Origin of the sequence: Neorhizobium sp. T25_13 (genome assembly GCF_002968675.1) — a bacterium.
GTDB lineage: Bacteria > Pseudomonadota > Alphaproteobacteria > Rhizobiales > Rhizobiaceae > Neorhizobium > Neorhizobium tomejilense.
The window spans coordinates 452,745-472,086 of record NZ_PVBI01000005.1; the positions used below are offsets into that span (position 1 = coordinate 452,745).

The following is a 19,342-nucleotide window of genomic DNA, read 5'->3' on the forward strand; positions in this document are numbered from 1 at the left end:
CCCGCCTTTTCGATGCGCCAGCCAATCAGGAGCCGGTTCCCGATCGTTCTCGCGGCCATGGTGCTGACGGCTTCGACGGTGATGGCGCAGACGCCTGCACCGGACGCGTCGACGCAAGCACCGCCCTCGCCGCAGGCGGCCTCGCCTTCCGGTGCGCAGCCGACCCAGGCGGCCCCCGCCCCTGCCGCGCAGGCCGCGCCGACAACCTCCCGCACGGCGCCGAACGAGCCGGCAGCCTCGCCGACTGCGGTACCGCCCGCCGCGCAACCGAGCAATCCTACCACCCCACAGCCGGAAGCTTCCGCTTCGCAACCCGCCGTTTCGACGCAAGCGCCGCCGAGCAACAGCGCTCAGCCCGCGCCTGCCAACCCGGCCCAGGCACCCACCCAACCGCCGGCGGCACGCCAGCCGATCGACATGTTCACGCAGTTCCTGGAGCCTGAGCAGCGTTCGGACTTGCCGCACAACCTTTCGCCGTGGGGCATGTTCATGGCGGCCGACTGGGTCGTGAAAGGGGTGATGATCGGACTTGCGTTCGCCTCGCTGGTGACCTGGACAGTCTGGCTCGCGAAGACGCTGGAACTTGCAGGCGCCCGCGCCCGCGCCGGGCGCACGTTGAAGGTCATCCGCACCTCGCGCACGCTTTCGGAAGCCGTCGGCGCCGCCGGTGGCCGCGGCGGCCCCGCCGCGCTGATGCTGCGGTCCGCGGCAGAAGAAATGCAGCTTTCAGAAGCAGCCCTCGACCATGCCCATGGCGATGGGGTGAAGGAACGGGTCGGCTCGGCGCTTTCCCGCATTGAGGCCTATGCCGGCCGGCGCATGTCGCGCGGTACCGGCGTGCTTGCGACGATCGGCTCCACGGCTCCGTTCGTCGGCCTGTTCGGCACCGTCTGGGGCATCATGAACGCCTTCATCGGCATTTCGGAATCACAGACCACCAACCTTGCCGTCGTCGCGCCCGGCATCGCCGAAGCGCTGCTGGCGACCGCGATCGGCCTCGTTGCGGCCATTCCGGCGGTTGTCATCTACAACGTCTTCGCCCGTTCGATCACCGGCTACCGGCAGCTGCTGGCGGATGCCGCGGCGGGTGTGGAACGGCTGGTGAGCCGCGACCTCGATTTCCGCAAGGTTCCCCCGGGCAGCCGCAAGGCGCCGGTCTCGCTGGTGGCAGGAGGCTGACATGGCCGGCGGCATCCGCGAACAGCACGGCGACGAGCTTTCCGAAAATCACGAAATCAACGTGACGCCGTTCATCGACGTCATGCTGGTGCTGCTGATCATCTTCATGGTGGCCGCGCCGCTGGCGACCGTGGACGTCAATGTCGATCTTCCCGCCTCGACCGCAAAGCCCGCCGAACGGCCGGACGAGCCGCTCTACCTGACGGTCAAGGAAGACCTGAGCCTCAATATCGGCAATGACGCGGTGGGGCGCGAGCAGCTCGCTGCGACCCTCGACCGCGTTACGGAGGGCAAGAAGGACACTCGCGTGTTCCTGCGCGCCGACAAGGCGGTCGGCTACGGGCAGTTCATGGAGGTCATGAACCTGCTGCGCGATTCCGGCTACCTCAAGATCGCGCTGGTCGGGCTTGAAACGCTGCCGGCACCGGCCGCCCCAGGCGCCCCAGCCGCGATGACGCCCGCTGGAAATGCTCCTGCGGCCGCACCCGCCGTACCGGCAACCGGAGGCAATCCATGAGCCTCGTCGTCTCGCAGACAGGTCCGGGCGGACGCGTCGGCGAGCTGGCGCTGTGGGGCGTTGCCGGACTGCTGATGCTGACGGTGCATTTCGGCGCCGCGGCCTATCTGATGCGCGAACAACCGGAAGTGCCCGCTGACAACGCACCGCCGGCGGCGATCATGATCGAGCTTGCGCCAGAGCCGGAAGCCGCCAATACCGAGGAGGACCAGATTTCTCCCAACACGCAGGAGCAGGAACAGGTGATGAGCGAGCAGCCGGAGCCGGTCGAGGAACCGCAGCCGGAGCCCGTTGCCGAACCCGTCGAGCAGCCGGTCGAACCACCGCCGCAGGAAGTCGCCGAGCCGGTCGAGCCTGAACCGGTGCAGCCGCCCATGGTGGAACCGCCGCCGGAACCGATCGAGGAGATCAAGCCGATCGACGAGCAGATGACGGCGGCGCTGGAAAATGTCGAAGTGCCGTTGCCGGCGATGCGGCCCCTGCCGCCGCCGGTCGCGGAAAAGCCGCCGGAACCGCCGAAAAAGCCGGAGCCCAAAAAGGAACCGGTGAAGAAGGTCCAGAAGCCGAAGCAACAGCAGCAGCAGGCCCGTCCGGACATGGCCGAGGCGAAGGTGCAGGTCAAACAATCTGAGCGGACGGCGGCGAGCCAGAATTCCACCGGTTTCTTCTCGCCCTCCGTCTCACCGGCCAAGTGGAAATCTCGCGTGGAGGGGAAGCTGGCCAGATCTGTCCGTCGCTGCCCCGGCAACGATAAGGGCGTGGCGTGGGTACGTTTTAACTTCGATAGCAGCGGTAACATAACCAGCGCATCACTTTCGCGCTCTTCCGGTAATTCGAAGATCGACGAATATATCCTTTCCGCCGTGCAACGTGCTTCCCCGATACCGGCTCCGCCTTCCATTGTCACCCACCGCCACCTTGATCAGCCGATTGAATGCCAATGAATAGCACGCCCGAGCGCTTTCATGGTTCACCCATGTGACCAGTAGAAACTTGATTGCATTTCCGGCGGCGGGCATAGGTATGGCAACCGCCCAACAACTCTCCGGATTTGCCCGATGCACATGACCCTCGAAGCCGCCGAAACGCTCGTCAGAAGCGTTTTCGAAGCCAATGGCGTTCTTGCCGAGACCGCGCGATCCGTCGCCCATGCGCTCGTGCACGCGGAAGCTGCCGGGCAGTACGGTCATGGCCTGCGCCGCGTTCCCGCCTATATCGGCCAGGCACGCACCGGCAAGGTCGACGGGCAGGCGAGACCCATCGTTACCCGGCCGCGCCCGGCCGTGCTTGTCGTCGATGCGGCGCTCGGTTACGCCTACCCGGCCTTCGATATCGCAGTCGCCGAACTCCCGAAAATCGCCCGGGAACAAGGCATCGCGCTTGGCGCCATCCATCGCTCCCACCATGCGGGCGTCATGGCGCTGACCGTGGAACGGTTTGCCGAGCAGGGGCTCGTGGCGCTGATGTTTGCCAATGCGCCCGCCTCCATGGCCGCCTGGGGCGGCAGGAAGCGGCTGTTCGGCACCAATCCGATCGCCTTTGCGACACCGGTCGCCGGCGAGGAGCCGCTGGTCATCGATCTCGCGCTTTCGACCGTCGCCGCCGGCAAGATCATGGCGGCGCGCCAGAAGGGCGAGAGCATTCCCGAAGGCTGGGCCTTCGACGCCGACGGCAAGCCGACCACCGATCCGCACGCGGCCCACAAGGGCTTGATGGCGCCCTCAGGCGGTGCCAAGGGTGCGGCGCTGGCGCTGATGGTGGAAATTCTCTCGGCGGGCCTCACCGGCTCGAACTTCTCCTACGAGGCAAGCTCGTTCATGGACGAGAAAGGCCCGCCGCCCTCGGTTGGCCAGACGCTTGTTGTCATCGATCCTTCCGCAAGCACGGCTTCGGCTGCGGAGCGGATCGCCGAACTCGCCCACGAGATGGCTTCCGAAGAAGGTGTGCGCCTGCCCGGACGGCGCGGCCAGAACGCGCGTCGGAGGGCGATCGAGCAGGGGCTCGATGTCGAGGACGAGGTGATTTCGGCGATCAAGGCGCTGGTCTAGGCCCGGAGCCCGCTGCCGGCGGCTGGCCGGTCAGGAAGCCGAGGCCGAGGCCGAGCGCCACCAGCAGGAAGAGCTCGGCGGCGGCTACGCAAAAAACAATTTTTTGAAGGGAAATCCTGCTCCAGAAACGGAAAAAGCCTGGCGCGGGAGGAGGGTGCGCCAGGCTTTAAACTTGATCGACAACTGGGAGGAGGAGGATGTCGTCGATCCGTATCGAGCAACACTGGGAGGAGGAGTGCGTCGCTCGATGACCAAAGATATAGGCTAATCGTTTAATCACGCCAACCCAATCTGCCGCAATGCAGCAATGCGCTGAGTGCAGAGCTGAGCAAATGCCCGAGGCCGGTCCGATCGCTCGGCGAAACTTTTGCTCCCCTGCAGCGCCGCCCCCTTAAGATCACCATATCGCTCGGGAAAAACGTGGTTTATAGCGAATTCGCGGCAGACAGACGGATGGAGACGGACATGGCTGAGATCAGGTATCACGAAGGCGATATTCCGGCAGCGGATGCGGCGCGTTATACGGGGGCGATCGCCATCGATACGGAAACCCTCGGCCTCGTGCCCCGCCGCGACCGGCTTTGCGTCGTACAGCTTTCGCCCGGGGACGGTTCCGCCGACGTGATCCGCATCGCTGCCGGGCAGAACGAAGCCCCAAACCTCGTCGCCATGCTTGCCGATCCGACGCGCCAGAAGATCTTCCACTACGGCCGCTTCGATATCGCCGTTCTCTTCCATACGTTCGGCGTGACCACGACGCCCGTATTCTGCACCAAGATCGCCTCGCGGCTGACCCGCACCTACACCGACCGGCACGGATTGAAGGACAATCTGAAGGAAATGCTGGATGTCGACGTTTCCAAGGCGCAGCAGCAATCCGACTGGGCGGCCGAGGTCCTTTCTCCGGCGCAGCTGGAGTATGCGGCCTCCGACGTGCTGCACCTGCATGCGCTCCGCGACAAGCTGACCTACCGCCTGGTGCGCGACAGGCGTGCCGAACTCGCCCAGGCCTGTTTCGAATTCCTGCCGACGCGGGCGAAGCTGGACCTGCTGGGCTGGGAAGAGGCCGATATCTTCGCCCATAGCTGATGTCCACGAAGGACCTCCGCCCAAATATTCGCCCGCCGAATCTGAGAAAGAGCGGCATAACCTCTAGTTGTCCGGTAACGCTCCGTTAACTGTTCGAATCTAATTTTGCCCGCGGTATACCTCTCGACGAGACCGGATTTCGGGCCATGTTGCTTCCTACCCAGCAGACTTATGGGCTTGCCGCGACCAATATGATGCAGTCGATGCTCGACGGCATCGAGGAGCAACGCAAGAAGGACGAAGAGCAGCGGACCGGCAAGAAGAGCGACCCGGTTACCGAAGCCCGTATCAGCGCCAGCGAAGACGCCCGGCGCGCCCGAGACAAGATCACCTCCGCTCTTTTCGGCGTCACCAAGACAGACCCCAACGAACTGAAGATCGAACTCGTCGACCGCCTGGCCGCCAAGCTCGGCATCGATACCGACGAAGCGCGCTCGTCCTACAAGCTCGGAAGAGCGCTGGAAGACACGCTGAAAGAGATGATGCCGGACAAGATCGGCGAACTCGTCGAAGATCTCGGCCTCGAAGACATCGGCATCTCGATGGACACGCTGCTCTCGGCGATCAAGAACCCTTACGGCGACGACAACCAGCGCCTCATGGACGGCCTCAACCGGAAGGCCAATGGCGGCAAGCTCGACACGGAAGTCGAGCGCGTCGTGCAAAGGCTGGAGGATGTCGCCGATCCGAAGACGCTCGAAGAACTGAAAATCGGCCCGCAGGGCTACGATCCCACCCGTGTCGAGGATGCCGAAACCCGCGCCGAGCGCCAGGCCGACATCGAGGCGGCCGAAGCCGGCAGGAAACTCGAAGACGTCCAGAAAATCCAGGATGTCATCGAAAAGAAGAATGACAAGGCGAATGCCGAACCGGCTGCCGATGGCGCGACCGACACGGCATCCGTGGACGATACGGCGCTACTGGCCCTGTTTGCTGCCGCCGCCGAACAGGCTGCCGGTTCCGATACCGGCGACGCTGCCGACAGCCTCGTTTCCGACGATAGCTCCAGCAAGGACGAATCCTCCGACGCCGTGCTGGCGGAAAACGAAGCGCCGACCAATGAAATGGCGGCGAAAGCGATCGAAGAGCTCGCAGCCGAGAACGCCGACCAATCCTATGCCGACATTGTGCCGGTGCATGTGGACGAGATCGGCATCTATGAATTGTTGAAGAAGAAGTTGGCTGCGTGACAGTGCAATAACCCCCAGCCCCACCCTCATCTGCATCGGAATGGATCATTTTCGCTGAGCTGCCAGCGGAAGGCGGAACCCGTTAGCGAGTTGTTAACCTTTTTGCCCCACAGTCATATCTGTGTATCGGCACTGGCGACGCCATGAGGCGTTCCGGTCGCAACGCCGCTCGTTGCGAAAAGACAAGAACCCGTTCAGCCGAGCTGTCCTATCGTCTCTATCAGACATTGGAGCGGACGATGCTGCCCCCGGTTCGTACCAGTTCATTCGTCGACTATCAGACACAGTCGCAACAACCGATGCTGCGCCAGCGGATCGACATGGCCAATACCGCGGCGAATAGCGGGTTGATCGGTTCCTCGCCGATGTCGGCAGGCCGGCTGGATATCCTTTCGCTTTCGGCGCAGCTCCAGCTCGCCCAGGGTTTTTCCATCTTCGCCGAAACCATCGGCAGGCTGATCAAGGTCCCACGCCGCGAAGGCGAGGCATTGGCGGACTATGCCCAACGCCTTTCCGAGGCGGTCAAGGCGATGAACCCGGCCGAAAAGGTGGCCCTCGAGCGCACGCTCAACCAGCTCGTCAAAGGCATTTCGCTGCGCCTGCTCACTGAAATCCTCAACAATCCGGCAGGTCCCGAAGCCGCCCGCGTCGCCATACAGCTGGAGACCGCGCAGCTGCTCGAGCGCGACCTCGTGGCAAAGGCCGTCGTCAGCTCCTACCGGCAGAATGCCGGGGCGGAACAGGTGCCGAGCACCTTGCCGCAGCCGGCAAATGCTGCGCCATCAGCACCCGGCCAGGCTTCGGTGCCCGCGCCCACGCCAGAGGCCGAGGGCCAAGCCGCGCAACCCGGCGCCGAAACTGCGATCGACGGAGCGTCGCCTGAGGTTATGGCCTCGAATGCGGATACCCAGGACCCGGATGTACCGCGTGTTTCGACGGCAACGTCCAGCACCACTCCAGATCCGACCATGCTTTCGGCGGAAGCCGAGGCCCTGCCGACGCCAACCGACAACAATGCATCTCAGATGAGCGTCGAGAACGATCTCGACGCGGCATCCGTGTCGGTATCCGCGCAGGGAGCGGTCGAGCTCCCGGAGAGCGAGATGCCGGAAATTGCAGCCGCTCGTGCCGACGAGACAACGGAGAACCCATCCCCGGCGCGCCCGGACGACGGCCGGCAAACCGCAAGCGCCGCCGCCGGCGATCGGCGCATGTCTCAACCCGTGTTTTACGATGGTCCGGCCCTGGCCCGGCTTTCCCAGCGCGGCCTCGAACAGCAAAACGGCGTTCGCGGGCCGAACGCTGAGAAGATGGCGAACGGGGCGACGACCGTATGGCTCGCGGAAGTGCTTGCCGAGGCCACCAGCGAACTTCTCGAGGGCCTGCCGGTTGCGGCAAGGCAATTGCCGGAACAGCAGGCGCTGCAGCAACTGACCGACAAGGAGCTTTTCGGAAAATCAGCCATGCAGGCGAACGAGGCAGCGAGTGCCGCCGCGGCGAAATCCGTGCCGCCGGCCACCGACGAGCCGGCCAGCACCGGTTCAACGGGCAGCACGACCGGTCCTTCCGCGAACGCAAGCAGCCAGGCCACGGCCGCGACGGTACTCGCCGAACAGCTCGCTCTCCCGATCGCCATGCCGCATGCCTTTCGCGAAGGCGTTGCCCTGCCCTACGTCGCCTATCCACCGGAAGAGCGCGAGCGGGACCCCGAGGAGCGCAAGACCAAGGCGATTTCGGAGACCGACGAAGACGGCGAACAGCAGCATTCGGCCGGCGAGCAAGCGTTCAGCGAAGAGCGTCAGGACGAGGACCACGCCCAGGATGACGAGGGCGACGACGCTTCGAAGGAAGCCGTCGAAGATGCCGACCGGGCCAACGACCTCTACTGGCGCATGGCCGGCTGGACGTAATTCGATCCCAAAAACTGCGCATGAAAAAACCGCCGGACTTGCATCCGGCGGTTTTTGATTCTCAGAGAAGCTTCGATTACTCGTTGCTGCCGCGGTTCTTCAGAGCCGCACCGAGGATGTCGCCGAGCGAAGCGCCGCTGTCGGACGAACCGAACTGAGCGACTGCTTCCTTCTCTTCTGCGATCTCGAGAGCCTTGATCGACAGCATGACCTTGCGGTCCTTCTTGGAGAAGTTGACGACGCGGGCATCGAAGACCTGGCCAACCGAGAAACGCTCCGGACGCTGATCGTCACGATCGCGTGCCAGGTCGTTGCGGCGGATGAACGAGGTGATGTCTTCGTGGTTGACGAGACGAACCTCTACACCACCGTCGTTGACGGCGATGACTTCGCACGAGACGACGGCATTCTTGCGCAGTTCGCCGGAAGCGGCGGCTTCACCGACCGAGTCCTTGCCGAGCTGCTTGATGCCGAGCGAGATGCGCTCCTTGTCGACGTCCACGTCGAGAACGACAGCCTTGACGACGTCGCCCTTGTTGAACTCCTCGATGACCTGTTCGCCCGGACGGTTCCAGTCGAGGTCGGAGAGGTGGACCATGCCGTCAACATCGCCTTCGAGGCCGATGAACAGGCCGAATTCGGTCTTGTTCTTGACTTCGCCTTCGACTTCAGTGCCGGCCGGATGGCTGTAGGCAAATGCCTGCCACGGATTTTCGAGCGTCTGCTTCAGGCCAAGCGAGATACGGCGCTTGGACGGATCGACTTCGAGAACGACCACGTCAACATCCTGCGTCGTGGACAGGATCTTGCCGGGATGGACGTTCTTCTTGGTCCAGGACATTTCGGAAATGTGGATGAGGCCTTCGATGCCCGGCTCCAGCTCGACGAATGCACCGTAGTCGGTGATGTTCGTGACGGTACCGGAAATCTTCTTGCCGACCGGATACTTGGCGGCAATGCCATCCCACGGATCCGACTCGAGCTGCTTCATGCCGAGCGAGATGCGGTGGGTTTCCTGGTTGATGCGGATGATCTGTACCTTGACCTGCTGGCCGATGGACAGGATTTCCGACGGATGGTTCACACGGCGCCATGCCATGTCGGTGACGTGCAGCAGGCCGTCGATGCCGCCGAGGTCAACGAACGCACCGTAATCGGTGATGTTCTTGACGACGCCGTCAACAACCTGGCCTTCTTCGAGGTTCTGAACGATTTCAGAACGCTGCTCGGCGCGGGACTCTTCGAGAACCGTGCGGCGCGAAACCACGATGTTGCCGCGACGCTTGTCCATCTTGAGGATTTCGAAGGGCTGCGGGTTGTGCATGAGCGGCGTGACGTCGCGGATCGGACGGATGTCGACCTGCGAACGCGGCAGGAAGGCAACGGCGCCGTCGAGATCGACGGTGAAGCCACCCTTGACCTGGTTGAAGATGACGCCTTCAACGCGCTCGCCAGCTTCGAACTTGAGTTCGAGCTTGACCCAGCTCTCTTCGCGGCGAGCCTTCTCGCGCGACAGAACTGCTTCGCCCAGCGCGTTTTCGATGCGCTCGACGTAAACTTCGACTTCGTCGCCGACCTTCAGCGAACCGTCCTTGCCCTTGGCGCCGAATTCCTTGAGCGCGATGCGGCCTTCGACCTTGAGGCCGACGTCAACGACTGCCATGTCCTTTTCGATCGCGGTGACGCGACCCTTGGTGACGTAGCCTTCAGCCAGATCGTTGGTAGCGAAGGATTCTTCGAGGAGGGCTGCGAAGTCCTCCCGCGTGGGGTTAGATACTGCCATGAAATCTCCTGAGGTACCCTATACGGGCCCATACAGCGCCGGTGGTTCGTGTTGCACATGCCCAATGTTCAGGTCCGCCTCCCTCATCGGAATGATCCGGGGGAGGCAATCCGGCGCGGGGACCGAACTTCGGGCTATTCTATTCTAACTCGATTGTCTCTTCAGGACGGCGTCGATGATGGTCTTCGCTGCCCGAAACGCGGCCTCTATACTCATTTCCGAGGTATCAAGCAAGTGCGCATCGTCGGCGGGCTTCAGAGGACTGTCGGCCCGGCCCATGTCGCGTTCGTCGCGTTTCTTCACGTCTGCGAAGATCGCACCGTAATCCGCCTCGCCGCCCTTGCCGACGATCTCGTCGTAACGGCGCCTTGCCCTCACGTCCGCCGACGCGGTGACATAAAGCTTCACCGGCGCATCGGGACAGACGACCGTACCGATATCGCGCCCGTCGAGCACCGTTCCGGGCTGCCTCAGGGAAAAGGCACGCTGCGCCTCGACCAGAGCCCGGCGGACCGACGGCATGACCGCGATTTTCGAGGCCGCCTCGCCGATCGCATGGGCGGACAGTATATCGCGATCGAGCCCGGCGAGTTCGACCTCACGCGCCATCTTCCCGGCAATCTCCTCATCGTCGAGCGGCAGGCCGGCATCGAGAAGCGCCTTGGCGGTGGCGCGATAGGTCAGCCCGGTGTCGAGATGATGGAAACCATAGGCGTCGGCGATCAGCCGCGACAGCGTGCCCTTGCCGGCGGCTGCGGGACCGTCGATGGCGATGACGATTGCGGGCTTGGACGTCAAACTCATGCTTCCCGTATCGCCCCGGATGTGACCATCAGACCGAGCAGATGGGCTCGGATCAGCGCATGCTGAGTTCCGAGATCCTCTTCGCGAAAATGCGGCGGCTGGTACATGTTTTTCAACCTCTTATCAGTCCCGAGCGGGGAGGCGGCGAGGCCGGCCCCTTGCGGCGGAAATTTCTCGTCGTGACTAACATAAAGCCTTCGACCGGTCACCGCTTTCGCTCTTATGCGGTCCATGAAAAGTTTGTCTTTGACATCAAAGAGCGCAGGCTTTATGGGGACCGGCTTAGATTTTCACCCTATAAAGCCGCGATACAAGCGGCGCGCCGAACTATTCGGCCATCCCATGAGGCTCTGACTGTGGCAAAAGCGGAACTCGGAACCAAGCGAACCGACCCCGATACCGGCAAAAAATTCTACGACCTGAACCGCGATCCGGTCGTTTCCCCCTATTCCGGCAAATCCTGGCCGCTGTCCTTCTTCGAGGAGCACAGCGCCGCCAAGAAGATGGAACAGGCCGAGGAAGAAGACGTCCAGGAAGTCGATACCGAAAATCCGGAAGTCGAACTCGTATCGCTCGAAGAGGGCGACGAAGCGGCCAGCGGCGACGATATCCCGGATATCGGCGATGACGACGATGTCGATATCGGCGATGACGACGACGATACCTTCCTGGAAGCCGACGAAGATGAAGACGACGACGACATGTCCGGCATCATCGGCGTAACCGGCGACGACGACGAAGTCTGATCCGATATTCCAAGTTAAGGCCCGGCAATTCAATAAAAATTGCCGGGCGCACAAAATACGGCTTGCACTCTCCGTAAACCGGAAGTAATAAGCCGCCACTCCAACGGGGCAGCCCTTACAGGCGCCCGGCGGAGTTTCCCAGGACCGGCAAATACCGGACCACCCTGATGGGGCTATAGCTCAGCTGGGAGAGCGCTTGCATGGCATGCAAGAGGTCAGCGGTTCGATCCCGCTTAGCTCCACCAAATCTCCTCGCATTCGACTTTTTTCATTGAAATCAATGGGATGCGACAAGCCCTCAAGTCGACCAGGTACCCAAGAAAGTACCCACGGGGAGTACCCATCGCTGTGGGTATCGAGGATGTTAACCGGAAGCAGCGTAGCTTTTTGATTCGCGTTAGGCGAAACTTCAGGCCAACCGGAGAGATGAGCATTATGTCATGAGCGGGGGATATGACCCACGGGCTGTAGCGAACCTCATGCTGGATGAGGCGGATAGGCTTGGCATTCAGCTCACGAACCTCTCCCTTCAAAAGCTGCTTTACTTCGCCCATGGCATTTACCTGATGCAGACCAAGGCGCCACTTGTCTCAGGCTATTTCGAGGCATGGCAGTATGGTCCGGTGCATCCGTCCGCCTATCGCGCATTCAAGGACGCCGGTTCATCGGCAATCACGTCTCGGGCTACAGGCCAAGACATCCTCACAGGCCGACCTCGCGCGATAGCGACCCCTAACGATGTTCGGTTGACCGGCTTGCTTCAGCAGGTTCTCAATTCGTATGGTCGCATGCCCACCGGCCGTCTCGTAGACCTTTCTCACGCAAAGGACTCTCCATGGTCGCATGTGGTGGACCGCGCAAAGGCAGAAGTTGCATTCGGTTTGCGAATCTCTGATACTGTGATCATTGATCGATTCCGGCATCACAAGGTCTCGATTGGTGCGGAACCGTTATCTGGAGACCCAAGTGACGACACCCCTTTTGCCTGACACCGATCTGGCGCGGATAGCTCCCCTCTCGGACGACGTGAAGCGGGTTGCTCTAAGGCAAATGAAGTCCGGTTTCTCTACTTTCTCCTACAAGCATGTTCGCTCTTGCTTCAGCGACCTCTTCAACATACAGCCTGCGATGTTCGGCCTCTCCGAGGCGACACCTTACCACAAGATTGATGAGCGTTTAATCCGGGTCTGCAAGGCAGGTGCCGAGCTAAAGAACAATCGACAGATTGCTAAGGCGCTACACGCGTTTGCCACGTCAGGCGGGGTGACAGGTAGGCACCATGATTTCTTCCCGCTGGCGATGGGAATTGGCCGCAAGGTAAGCTTTTGGCTACCTATGGTCTTGGTGCTAGAGCAGCAGCCCTATGCAGTCTTTATAGACCCTCGCCGAACCCGAGGTTTGACCCAAGAAGCGCGGCGCTTTGCATTCTCCATGATGCATGAGCGCATTCGGGCCTCCGATGACGATTTTTCAGACATCAACCTTGCTATCATCCGCTTCGGTGCTGATGACGATGACGGCGACCGGGCGGTAAAGCTGTTCACCGATGATAGCGTTGACCTTTATTCGCTGGACGAGCTGGAAGGCATGGTGGGCTCTACCTATCGCATCTGGCAGGAAGTATGGGATGAGCGTACGGCGGAAGCGCGGCGCAAGGCGACCGGCACAGGCGGGCTCTTTTGAGTTCCCGGGGCGAAAGTAGCGCCATCAATTCACTCAATCGATAGTTTTGTCTCAGCAGGTTACAGTTTTGGATCCCGGTTGATTGTGGGCTCAGGAGCTACGGGTAGAGTCGCGCCATTATCCAAGACTGAATTACATTGTGTCGTACGGCTAGTTGTGATTCAACGTCATTAATGGGCGATTCCATCTCAAGGTTGTTCGATGTCCGCATTTTCTGAATATTTGCATCTTGTCCAACGGTTGGGTGAAGGTGGGATTAATCGAAGTGAAAACGACCTCTCGTCCAACCTAAAGAATGCCCTCGCCAGCTTTGGCTTGTTTGGAGTCATCGATACGGCATCAGGGACGAGTCGATTGAAACGCCCGGACATTGCCCTGTACACTGAGCGGGAAGCAGCGGACGTAGGGTCTGCGGCCGACGTCGTAATCGAATCTAAGAAGCCCGGCGAGATATCAGCCTTCTCATCTTTGAGCGAAGCTCTTGTTCATGATGGATTGTGGCTCGATAAGATGGTCCCGTACGTGAGCGCACACATAGCACGTGTCTCATATTTCATTCTGACCACCTTCGAGAGATTTTTGATCGTTCCGATCTCCGTCGAAACAAGGAACGCAGTTTCTAATGGCCAGACGGCGACAGACCAAGCGCTTCGCCAAACAATCGTATCAAGCGGCATTTCGTTTGACCTTACGGTCCCCGCTCAAGCCACCGCGTTTGAACAATGGTGTGAAAGCCACCTTTCAAAGGCGTCCATCAATCCACCTCGACTATCGAGCATCCTGGATCTTCGGTCGATCGACGGTGCTGACGCTCTACAAGTCTTCGCAAGCGATCTCGCCGATATCGTTGTCGGAACCGAGGGGCGAGGCGGAGCTGGCGCTCTCATCCAGACTATCAATGCGCCCGGAATTTTCGACGACCTAACGCCGGAGATTCAGCGGGCCCTGGTTGTCTTCACCATGGCGGCCCACGGAGGCATGTCTCTTGATGCCGCGCAGGCTTACATCGCGACCCATTGGCAAGATGAATGGTCGGAGTTTGTAACGGCGAGCGCGCATTCCCTCATTGGCCGTTTGTTCGCAATCAAGGCTATCGAAGATAACTTCTGCGTGGGTGTCAATCCGGCGCTCATCCCCGAAAACCATTGGGTTTTTCACTCGCAGGTGTTCGACACGACCTCACTGGCTGATCTTCCTGCGGCTTTCTTCAGTCGGATGGCTGAGCTGTCGAAAGTTGAGAACCCCGCCATTAGAGACCTTGCGGCAACCGGTCGGTTTTACGACTGGTTAGCTCCTCAAATTGATGGAGCAGCTTTCCGCCGTTTGGTCGCGATGTTTTCATCCCACGATTTCGCCAATCTGGACGAAGACCTCTTGGGCCGCTTCGTTGAGCTATACGCTCAGCGAGTAGATCGCCGCAAGAGAAGGCAGCTAGGCCAATACTATACGCCTGTCCCCATCGTCAAACATATGTGGCGCACTGCGATGGAGATCTTGCGAGAGAAGAATGTGGTAAACGACGTTGTCGCTCTCGATCCCGGTGTCGGCTCGGGTACTTTCCTTATTGAAGGTGCCCGGCAGCTCCACCATGCGAAACTCGAGCGTTTTTGGGAGAGGCTCTACGGGTTCGATATTTCGCCGCAAGCAATCGGCATCGCCCAGATCAACGTCTACCTCGCAGTGCTAGCCTACCTGGATCGTCAAGAGGCTGAGGCTGTAGGTACTCTGCATCTTTATCCAACGGACGCTTTGGACCCCCGAAACGGGGCGCGGCTACGAACGATGATGCCCTTGCTGACGGACGAAAGCACGCGGTTATTTGTTCGATCTCGTATCGACCTCAGCGAGACGGTAAAGCAACAAGCGCATTTCCCGCTAGTCATCGGCAACCCGCCGTACCGCAATAATTCAAACCAGACCTTGGCGCAGGTTGCCGAACGTTTCCCAGCTATGCTCCGTTCGTCACGGTTGAATGCCCGCGCCCGGAAGAGAAATATACGAGATGATTATGCCTGGTTTTTTGCGGCAGCTGATCATTACGTTGCCGACCAAGGGCTAATCTCGTTCGTTGTGTCGGACAGCTTTTGCTATGCCAGTTCCTACCGCTTTTTCCGGGAAGATTTGCTGCGTCGCTACAAGATAAGGCAGCTGGTAATTCTTGGTGCTTCGATTTTTCGCGATGTCAGCCCGAGAACCCAGTTCGTGATTATAGTTCTCGAACGGCGACAAGGGGATTTGGCGCGAGCCGACGACGTTGAAAGCTTTGGGGTTTTCGATCTTCGGCCACTCGCAGGAGACACAACAACTAACGGAACGGAACTTGACGGGCGCTTGATCGCTCTAGAGGCTGGGAACTTGCCCGCTCGACTTGAGTTTACGCCGACAAGAAAGCGAAACTTTATTTTGTTTCCGGAAGCCGACATTGTCAGAGATGTCGAAGAATTTCCCAATATCCTCTCGGGGGAAAGCCCCCGCAGGGTTTTCATCAAAAAATGGCCGGGGTTGATAACTGCGTTTGATGAGCTGTTCCGAAGTGACACGCGCGAAGAAATTGCGGAAAAGGCTCAGAGATTCATAGAAATTGCAGATGTCGCCGATTTAGCCCGAAGAGAAGCGCAGCTTGATGACTTCGCAAGCGCAATTCGCGCAAGCTCCGCAAAATCTCGCACGCGTCTTTCACTGATGGCTCAGGACGCCCATGACAGACGGTTAACTTTCGACATCGGAAAAGTTAGGCGAGTGATCACAGGGAGCGCCCCGAATGAGGTCGCGTGGTACCCTGATGAGCGTTTGTGCTCTTGGCTTTATTATGAACCCAGCCTGCGAATTCCCCGAAACGTGCATGAGGGAAGAGACCCCGGTTACGGCACCATGTCGCAGTGGAGAGAACACGAAAGCCATGCAATTGGCCCAAAGTTCGTTTTCACGACGGGCACCAACCCTGACAGCGGCCTTAAATCCTTTATCGTGCCAGCCGACTGGATGGTGAAATCACACGGGGGAGAGAGTCAACAGTTCCACTACACGGGTCTCGATAACCCGCTGAAAGAGCTTAGTCTAACTGGGCCGAACAACCTCGGTGCCGATGCAAGTGGGTTCCATGCTGCTATGGTGGCTGGGGGCTTTTACCGGGACGACTTCTTGTTTTACCTTGCGGGGATTTATAATTCGCAGACGGCGGAGGACTATTTGGAAGGTGGTGGCCAGAGCGTCATGCGGATTCCGCTTTCGGCAACGTCGATCGCGAGCGGAAGCGTTAGTCGAATCGTGCAATATTCAAAGAGGCTAAGAAACCTTCATTGGCTGGCTGCTGAAGGGGGTGATGGTATCGAAGGATCACTCGCCGAGACCCTTGCCGATCGTGCGGAGCTATCTGCCTTTGGGTTTGTCGAGGAGGGAGGCACCGGGGGCCGTTTCCGCCAGCGTCGCCAGTGGAGCTCTACCGACCGGACACAGGGTCTCCTAGACGCTGAGATATCGCGGATCAAGCCACTTCTGGACGAACAGGTTGAAGATATCTACCGCCCTCGGAATGAGTTGATCGCCGTGGCCTGAATGAAATATGGGGGTCGCCCATCTCAGAGGCCACCTACGTGCCAGCGACCGCGCGATTTCCCCCCGGTACCCCTCGATGGGACCCGATTTCGCTTACTTGACACACCCCACCGACCCCGATCGCCTCGCTGCACTCCGGACTGACCAGCCTGCTGTGTTCCGCATCACAAGCGCCTCTGTCACCTATTGCGGGTTATTCGCTATCCGAGATAGAGATATCGGCGAGATATCGAAGATTTGGGGGAGTAAATGTCAGAGTTTTCGCCGAACGCGCTAATAGGTTGGTTGATTACGGCTCTCGTATTTATGGGATTGGCACACATTGCGCTCTATGCTCTCTCAATATACTTGAGATTTCAGCAGAAGACGCGGGAGGACGGCGAGCCGCGACCGGACCAACTGGTTCAATCTTTTGCCAATGATTTATCCTCAGCTATTGGGGCCGTGTGGACTTTTGCCCGCCCGATCATGCAGCTCATAATAATCGCATTCGTCGTTTATTGGTTTGGCAAAACTATTGGCTTCGATGCGCAGTTCACCTCTCAGCTTGCTCAGGTGGACGTGAAAACGGTGCTTGCCTTTTTCGTAGTTGGTGCCTTCTGCGTTGCTGCTTTCTTGAGCGAGAACCCAGCGCTTGTGCTGAAGGACTTGGCTTTAGTGGTAATCGGATTCTATTTCGGGACGAGAGTAGCAGGCTGACGCCCTGTCTCAATAGGCCAAGCCCTTGTGAGTCTGGCTTTTGGTGCCTTCAACCAGTCTCACAAAAATGCACTATTGACTTTTGATACTAATCGTCTCATTTATCGCCCCACTATGACCCTAGTGAGACGTCAAGGAGGGACGATGACGAGTGCAATGATTGGCTACGGCCGTACGTCAACAGCGGACCAAAAGGCGGGCCTTGAATCTCAGCTCCGTGATTTACAGGCGGCTGGGTGCAGCAAGATCTTCAGAGAGGAAATCTCCTCGGTGGCAAGCAGTCGCCCGGAATTGGAGCGCGCTCTGGACTACGTTCGCGAGGGAGACGTTCTGGTCGTTACCAAGCTTGACCGCCTCGCCCGCTCAGTGGCGGACCTCATGGCGATCACGACGCGGCTACGCGATAAAGGCGTCGAGCTGCGGATACTAGCCCTCAATCTGGATACCTCAACGCCAACAGGAAAGCTCATGTTGCACCTCTTGGGGTCGATCGCTGAGTTTGAGCGAGAGCTGATGCTGGAGAGACAGAAGGAAGGAATTGCCAAGGCCAAAGCAGAAGGCAAATACACAGGCAGGGTACCCACCGCGAGACGGCAAGCCGACAAAGTGCTCGCCCTGAAGCGCGATGGCAAAACGCCCGCCCAGATACAAACTGAACTCGGTATAAGTCGTGCCAGTTACTTCCGCATAGTAAAAGACGCCTTAGGCTCGAACGCGGTCAGCACTAACTAGCTGGCCTCGGCGGCCACCGGCTCATCTCGCTTTCGAGGAAGATTTCCCGGGCCTGGTCAATTGTCGGTGGGGCGAATTTAATAGCCATCACCTTCAATTCTGGCATCTGCGAGATCGAGCCGGGTTCAGCGTCTACGAAAACACGAGCGCTACAGCCGGGGAGCGTGCTTGAATAGGCAAGCATCGAGCACACTTCGTCAGCCTGCTCAAAGTCGTGCGGACCGACGCCGGAAATGTCGAGCATCCACGTGTCCTGCGCGATGTTTCTACGAGAGCCGCCTATCTGCCAAGCACTATGCGGAGAGTCGCCATTATCTGTTGGCGGAGCGAAAGTTACCTGCTCGATATCGACGTAGAAATGGGGCGGCAATCCCTCACCGTCTAAGGATGCCGAAATGGAATCCACGTCGCTAGAAAGCTCTGAGTATACGTCGTGGTTGATCCTGCTGACCGATGCTGCCGTGCGCCGAGCCGTTTCCGTCAAGATAGGATAAACGTTCTCCGCCATCCTAGTAGCGATCTTGTCTGCGGCGGCCTTGAAGGTCTGCTCGTCGGCGATGCACTGAGACCTATCCTCCTGACTCAGCACCTCGAACTTAACGTAGTCGGCACAGGCGTGCTTTCGATCCGCCAACTCATCGGCTGAGCACGAAGCTAAAGCCAGTAAGGAAATACAGAAGAGCGGCGCTGTCTTTCTCATTCGTGACCTCCCTGTTGACCGGCTTGCGCGGGAGGGACTGTCTTGAAGGCCCGCTTGTCATGCGCCCAGGGGAAACATTGCGGAGGTTTGAGACCGAACCCAAAGCATGCAGAAAGCTCGCCGGTGGTGGTGTCCATACGAACAACCATCTGGCCATTAGCTGAACCAATCATCTGATACCTGCCGATTGATCCGAACTGAGTAGAGTTGAGCACCAGGGCTAACGCCACGAACCCACCAAGGCTGCTCAGAGCGACTATCGCGAGTGGGGATAACCCCGCACGGGGAGGACCGCTGATGGCGTCCTCTGTATCGACCTTCGGTCTACTAGTGGTGAGCTTATCAGACATAGCCGTTTCCCCTGAGGCATTGGCCTGCGGTCCGCCCCCGCAAGCATTGCCTCCATGACCCCCTGATCCGGGGTTGGAAACCGAGTCTAGTCGGCCCTAAGCTTTTAGTTCGGTGGAACCTGGACATAACCAAGGCCCCCGGACCAACTTAAGGTCAAGGATGGTTCCCTTCCGGTGGGAGCCATTACCGCTAGACTGAGGGTTTCCAGCCCTGGAGCGCCGCGTCTGCGCTCTGCCTCTTCTTAGGATATCCCTTGGAGATTGCCAATATCCCCCACCGATAGTGGCGATGGGTATCACCCAACCGTATCTGGTCACGCGGCCATGCTCGGATGTCGAAGGGGTGTGGCATCATAG

16 protein-coding genes, 1 tRNA gene and 1 pseudogene are annotated in these 19,342 nt (G+C 59.6%); 14 read left to right on the forward strand and 4 right to left on the reverse strand.

The window, feature by feature from the left end:
- The first annotated feature begins 81 nt into the window (after nucleotides 1-81).
- The 7 genes from exbB to C5J22_RS15100 all read left to right on the forward strand — a co-directional run bounded on the left by exbB (nucleotide 82) and on the right by C5J22_RS15100 (nucleotide 7,933).
- Nucleotides 82-1,179 carry a tonB-system energizer ExbB gene (gene exbB / locus C5J22_RS15070; protein WP_371412618.1) on the forward strand — a complete coding sequence of 366 codons (1,098 nt, stop codon included), beginning with the start codon at nucleotides 82-84 and terminating at the stop codon, nucleotides 1,177-1,179.
- Between the two features lies 1 nt (nucleotide 1,180).
- Nucleotides 1,181-1,696: a TonB system transport protein ExbD gene (gene exbD / locus C5J22_RS15075; protein ID WP_105438850.1), complete on the forward strand. Its 516-nt coding sequence runs from the start codon at nucleotides 1,181-1,183 to the stop codon at nucleotides 1,694-1,696.
- On the forward strand, nucleotides 1,693-2,640 hold the full coding sequence (locus tag C5J22_RS15080) for an energy transducer TonB (RefSeq protein ID WP_105438851.1): 948 nt from the start codon (nucleotides 1,693-1,695) through the stop codon (nucleotides 2,638-2,640). The genes exbD and C5J22_RS15080 overlap by 4 nt, the downstream gene beginning before the upstream one ends.
- Nucleotides 2,641-2,754: 114 nt before the next feature.
- Nucleotides 2,755-3,744 (forward strand): Ldh family oxidoreductase, encoded by a 990-nt coding sequence (locus C5J22_RS15085; RefSeq protein ID WP_105438852.1) that lies wholly within the window; start codon nucleotides 2,755-2,757, stop codon nucleotides 3,742-3,744.
- A 465-nt stretch (nucleotides 3,745-4,209) separates the two neighbouring features.
- A complete protein-coding gene (locus C5J22_RS15090; RefSeq protein ID WP_046669081.1) occupies nucleotides 4,210-4,833 on the forward strand; it encodes a ribonuclease D in 624 nt (207 codons plus the stop codon).
- A gap of 146 nt (nucleotides 4,834-4,979) precedes the next feature.
- Nucleotides 4,980-6,023, forward strand: a complete 1,044-nt coding sequence (locus C5J22_RS15095) for a hypothetical protein (RefSeq protein ID WP_105438853.1) — start codon at nucleotides 4,980-4,982, stop codon at nucleotides 6,021-6,023.
- A gap of 239 nt (nucleotides 6,024-6,262) precedes the next feature.
- A complete protein-coding gene (locus C5J22_RS15100) occupies nucleotides 6,263-7,933 on the forward strand; it encodes a hypothetical protein (RefSeq protein ID WP_172746631.1) in 1,671 nt (556 codons plus the stop codon).
- A 76-nt stretch (nucleotides 7,934-8,009) separates the two neighbouring features.
- Here the strand turns inward: C5J22_RS15100 and rpsA are convergent, their stop codons facing one another.
- The 3 genes and pseudogenes from rpsA to C5J22_RS31655 all read right to left on the reverse strand — a co-directional run.
- Entirely contained in the window at nucleotides 8,010-9,716 is a 1,707-nt protein-coding gene (gene rpsA / locus C5J22_RS15105) for a 30S ribosomal protein S1 (protein WP_046602871.1), read from the reverse strand.
- Between the two features lie 144 nt (nucleotides 9,717-9,860).
- A complete protein-coding gene (gene cmk, locus C5J22_RS15110; RefSeq protein ID WP_105438855.1) occupies nucleotides 9,861-10,520 on the reverse strand; it encodes a (d)CMP kinase in 660 nt (219 codons plus the stop codon).
- An 11-nt stretch (nucleotides 10,521-10,531) separates the two neighbouring features.
- A pseudogene (locus tag C5J22_RS31655) lies at nucleotides 10,532-10,627 on the reverse strand (FMN-binding negative transcriptional regulator); the annotation flags it as partial.
- A 249-nt stretch (nucleotides 10,628-10,876) separates the two neighbouring features.
- Between C5J22_RS31655 and C5J22_RS15120 the strand changes: the two are divergent.
- From C5J22_RS15120 to C5J22_RS15150, 7 genes are all read left to right on the forward strand, one after another.
- Entirely contained in the window at nucleotides 10,877-11,266 is a 390-nt protein-coding gene (locus tag C5J22_RS15120) for a TIGR02300 family protein (protein WP_037080075.1), read from the forward strand.
- A gap of 169 nt (nucleotides 11,267-11,435) precedes the next feature.
- Nucleotides 11,436-11,511: transfer RNA gene (locus C5J22_RS15125), tRNA-Ala, on the forward strand.
- 195 nt (nucleotides 11,512-11,706) lie between these two features.
- Nucleotides 11,707-12,255, forward strand: a complete 549-nt coding sequence (locus C5J22_RS15130) for a Panacea domain-containing protein (protein ID WP_105438856.1) — start codon at nucleotides 11,707-11,709, stop codon at nucleotides 12,253-12,255.
- On the forward strand, nucleotides 12,233-12,949 hold the full coding sequence (locus tag C5J22_RS15135; RefSeq protein ID WP_105438857.1) for a hypothetical protein: 717 nt from the start codon (nucleotides 12,233-12,235) through the stop codon (nucleotides 12,947-12,949). The genes C5J22_RS15130 and C5J22_RS15135 overlap by 23 nt, the downstream gene beginning before the upstream one ends.
- A 201-nt stretch (nucleotides 12,950-13,150) precedes the next feature.
- Nucleotides 13,151-16,504, forward strand: coding sequence for an N-6 DNA methylase (locus tag C5J22_RS15140; protein WP_105438858.1), 3,354 nt, complete (start codon nucleotides 13,151-13,153; stop codon nucleotides 16,502-16,504).
- A gap of 249 nt (nucleotides 16,505-16,753) precedes the next feature.
- Nucleotides 16,754-17,203 carry a hypothetical protein gene (locus C5J22_RS15145; RefSeq protein ID WP_105438859.1) on the forward strand — a complete coding sequence of 150 codons (450 nt, stop codon included), beginning with the start codon at nucleotides 16,754-16,756 and terminating at the stop codon, nucleotides 17,201-17,203.
- Between the two features lie 144 nt (nucleotides 17,204-17,347).
- A complete protein-coding gene (locus C5J22_RS15150; protein WP_105438860.1) occupies nucleotides 17,348-17,935 on the forward strand; it encodes a recombinase family protein in 588 nt (195 codons plus the stop codon).
- Here the strand turns inward: C5J22_RS15150 and C5J22_RS15155 are convergent.
- Nucleotides 17,928-18,635 (reverse strand): hypothetical protein, encoded by a 708-nt coding sequence (locus C5J22_RS15155; RefSeq protein WP_105438861.1) that lies wholly within the window; start codon nucleotides 18,633-18,635, stop codon nucleotides 17,928-17,930. The genes C5J22_RS15150 and C5J22_RS15155 overlap by 8 nt on opposite strands.
- Nucleotides 18,636-19,342 lie beyond the last annotated feature (707 nt).

Coding starts and splice junctions, on each gene's coding strand:
- exbB (WP_371412618.1), top strand. CDS start 82: ATGGCGCAGACGCCTGCACCGGACGCGTCGACGCAAGCACCGCCCTCG.
- exbD (WP_105438850.1), top strand. CDS start 1,181: ATGGCCGGCGGCATCCGCGAACAGCACGGCGACGAGCTTTCCGAAAAT.
- C5J22_RS15080 (WP_105438851.1), top strand. CDS start 1,693: ATGAGCCTCGTCGTCTCGCAGACAGGTCCGGGCGGACGCGTCGGCGAG.
- C5J22_RS15085 (WP_105438852.1), top strand. CDS start 2,755: ATGCACATGACCCTCGAAGCCGCCGAAACGCTCGTCAGAAGCGTTTTC.
- C5J22_RS15090 (WP_046669081.1), top strand. CDS start 4,210: ATGGCTGAGATCAGGTATCACGAAGGCGATATTCCGGCAGCGGATGCG.
- C5J22_RS15095 (WP_105438853.1), top strand. CDS start 4,980: ATGTTGCTTCCTACCCAGCAGACTTATGGGCTTGCCGCGACCAATATG.
- C5J22_RS15100 (WP_172746631.1), top strand. CDS start 6,263: ATGCTGCCCCCGGTTCGTACCAGTTCATTCGTCGACTATCAGACACAG.
- rpsA (WP_046602871.1), bottom strand. CDS start 9,716: ATGGCAGTATCTAACCCCACGCGGGAGGACTTCGCAGCCCTCCTCGAA.
- cmk (WP_105438855.1), bottom strand. CDS start 10,520: ATGAGTTTGACGTCCAAGCCCGCAATCGTCATCGCCATCGACGGTCCC.
- C5J22_RS15130 (WP_105438856.1), top strand. CDS start 11,707: ATGAGCGGGGGATATGACCCACGGGCTGTAGCGAACCTCATGCTGGAT.
- C5J22_RS15140 (WP_105438858.1), top strand. CDS start 13,151: ATGTCCGCATTTTCTGAATATTTGCATCTTGTCCAACGGTTGGGTGAA.
- C5J22_RS15145 (WP_105438859.1), top strand. CDS start 16,754: ATGTCAGAGTTTTCGCCGAACGCGCTAATAGGTTGGTTGATTACGGCT.
- C5J22_RS15150 (WP_105438860.1), top strand. CDS start 17,348: ATGACGAGTGCAATGATTGGCTACGGCCGTACGTCAACAGCGGACCAA.
- C5J22_RS15155 (WP_105438861.1), bottom strand. CDS start 18,635: ATGAGAAAGACAGCGCCGCTCTTCTGTATTTCCTTACTGGCTTTAGCT.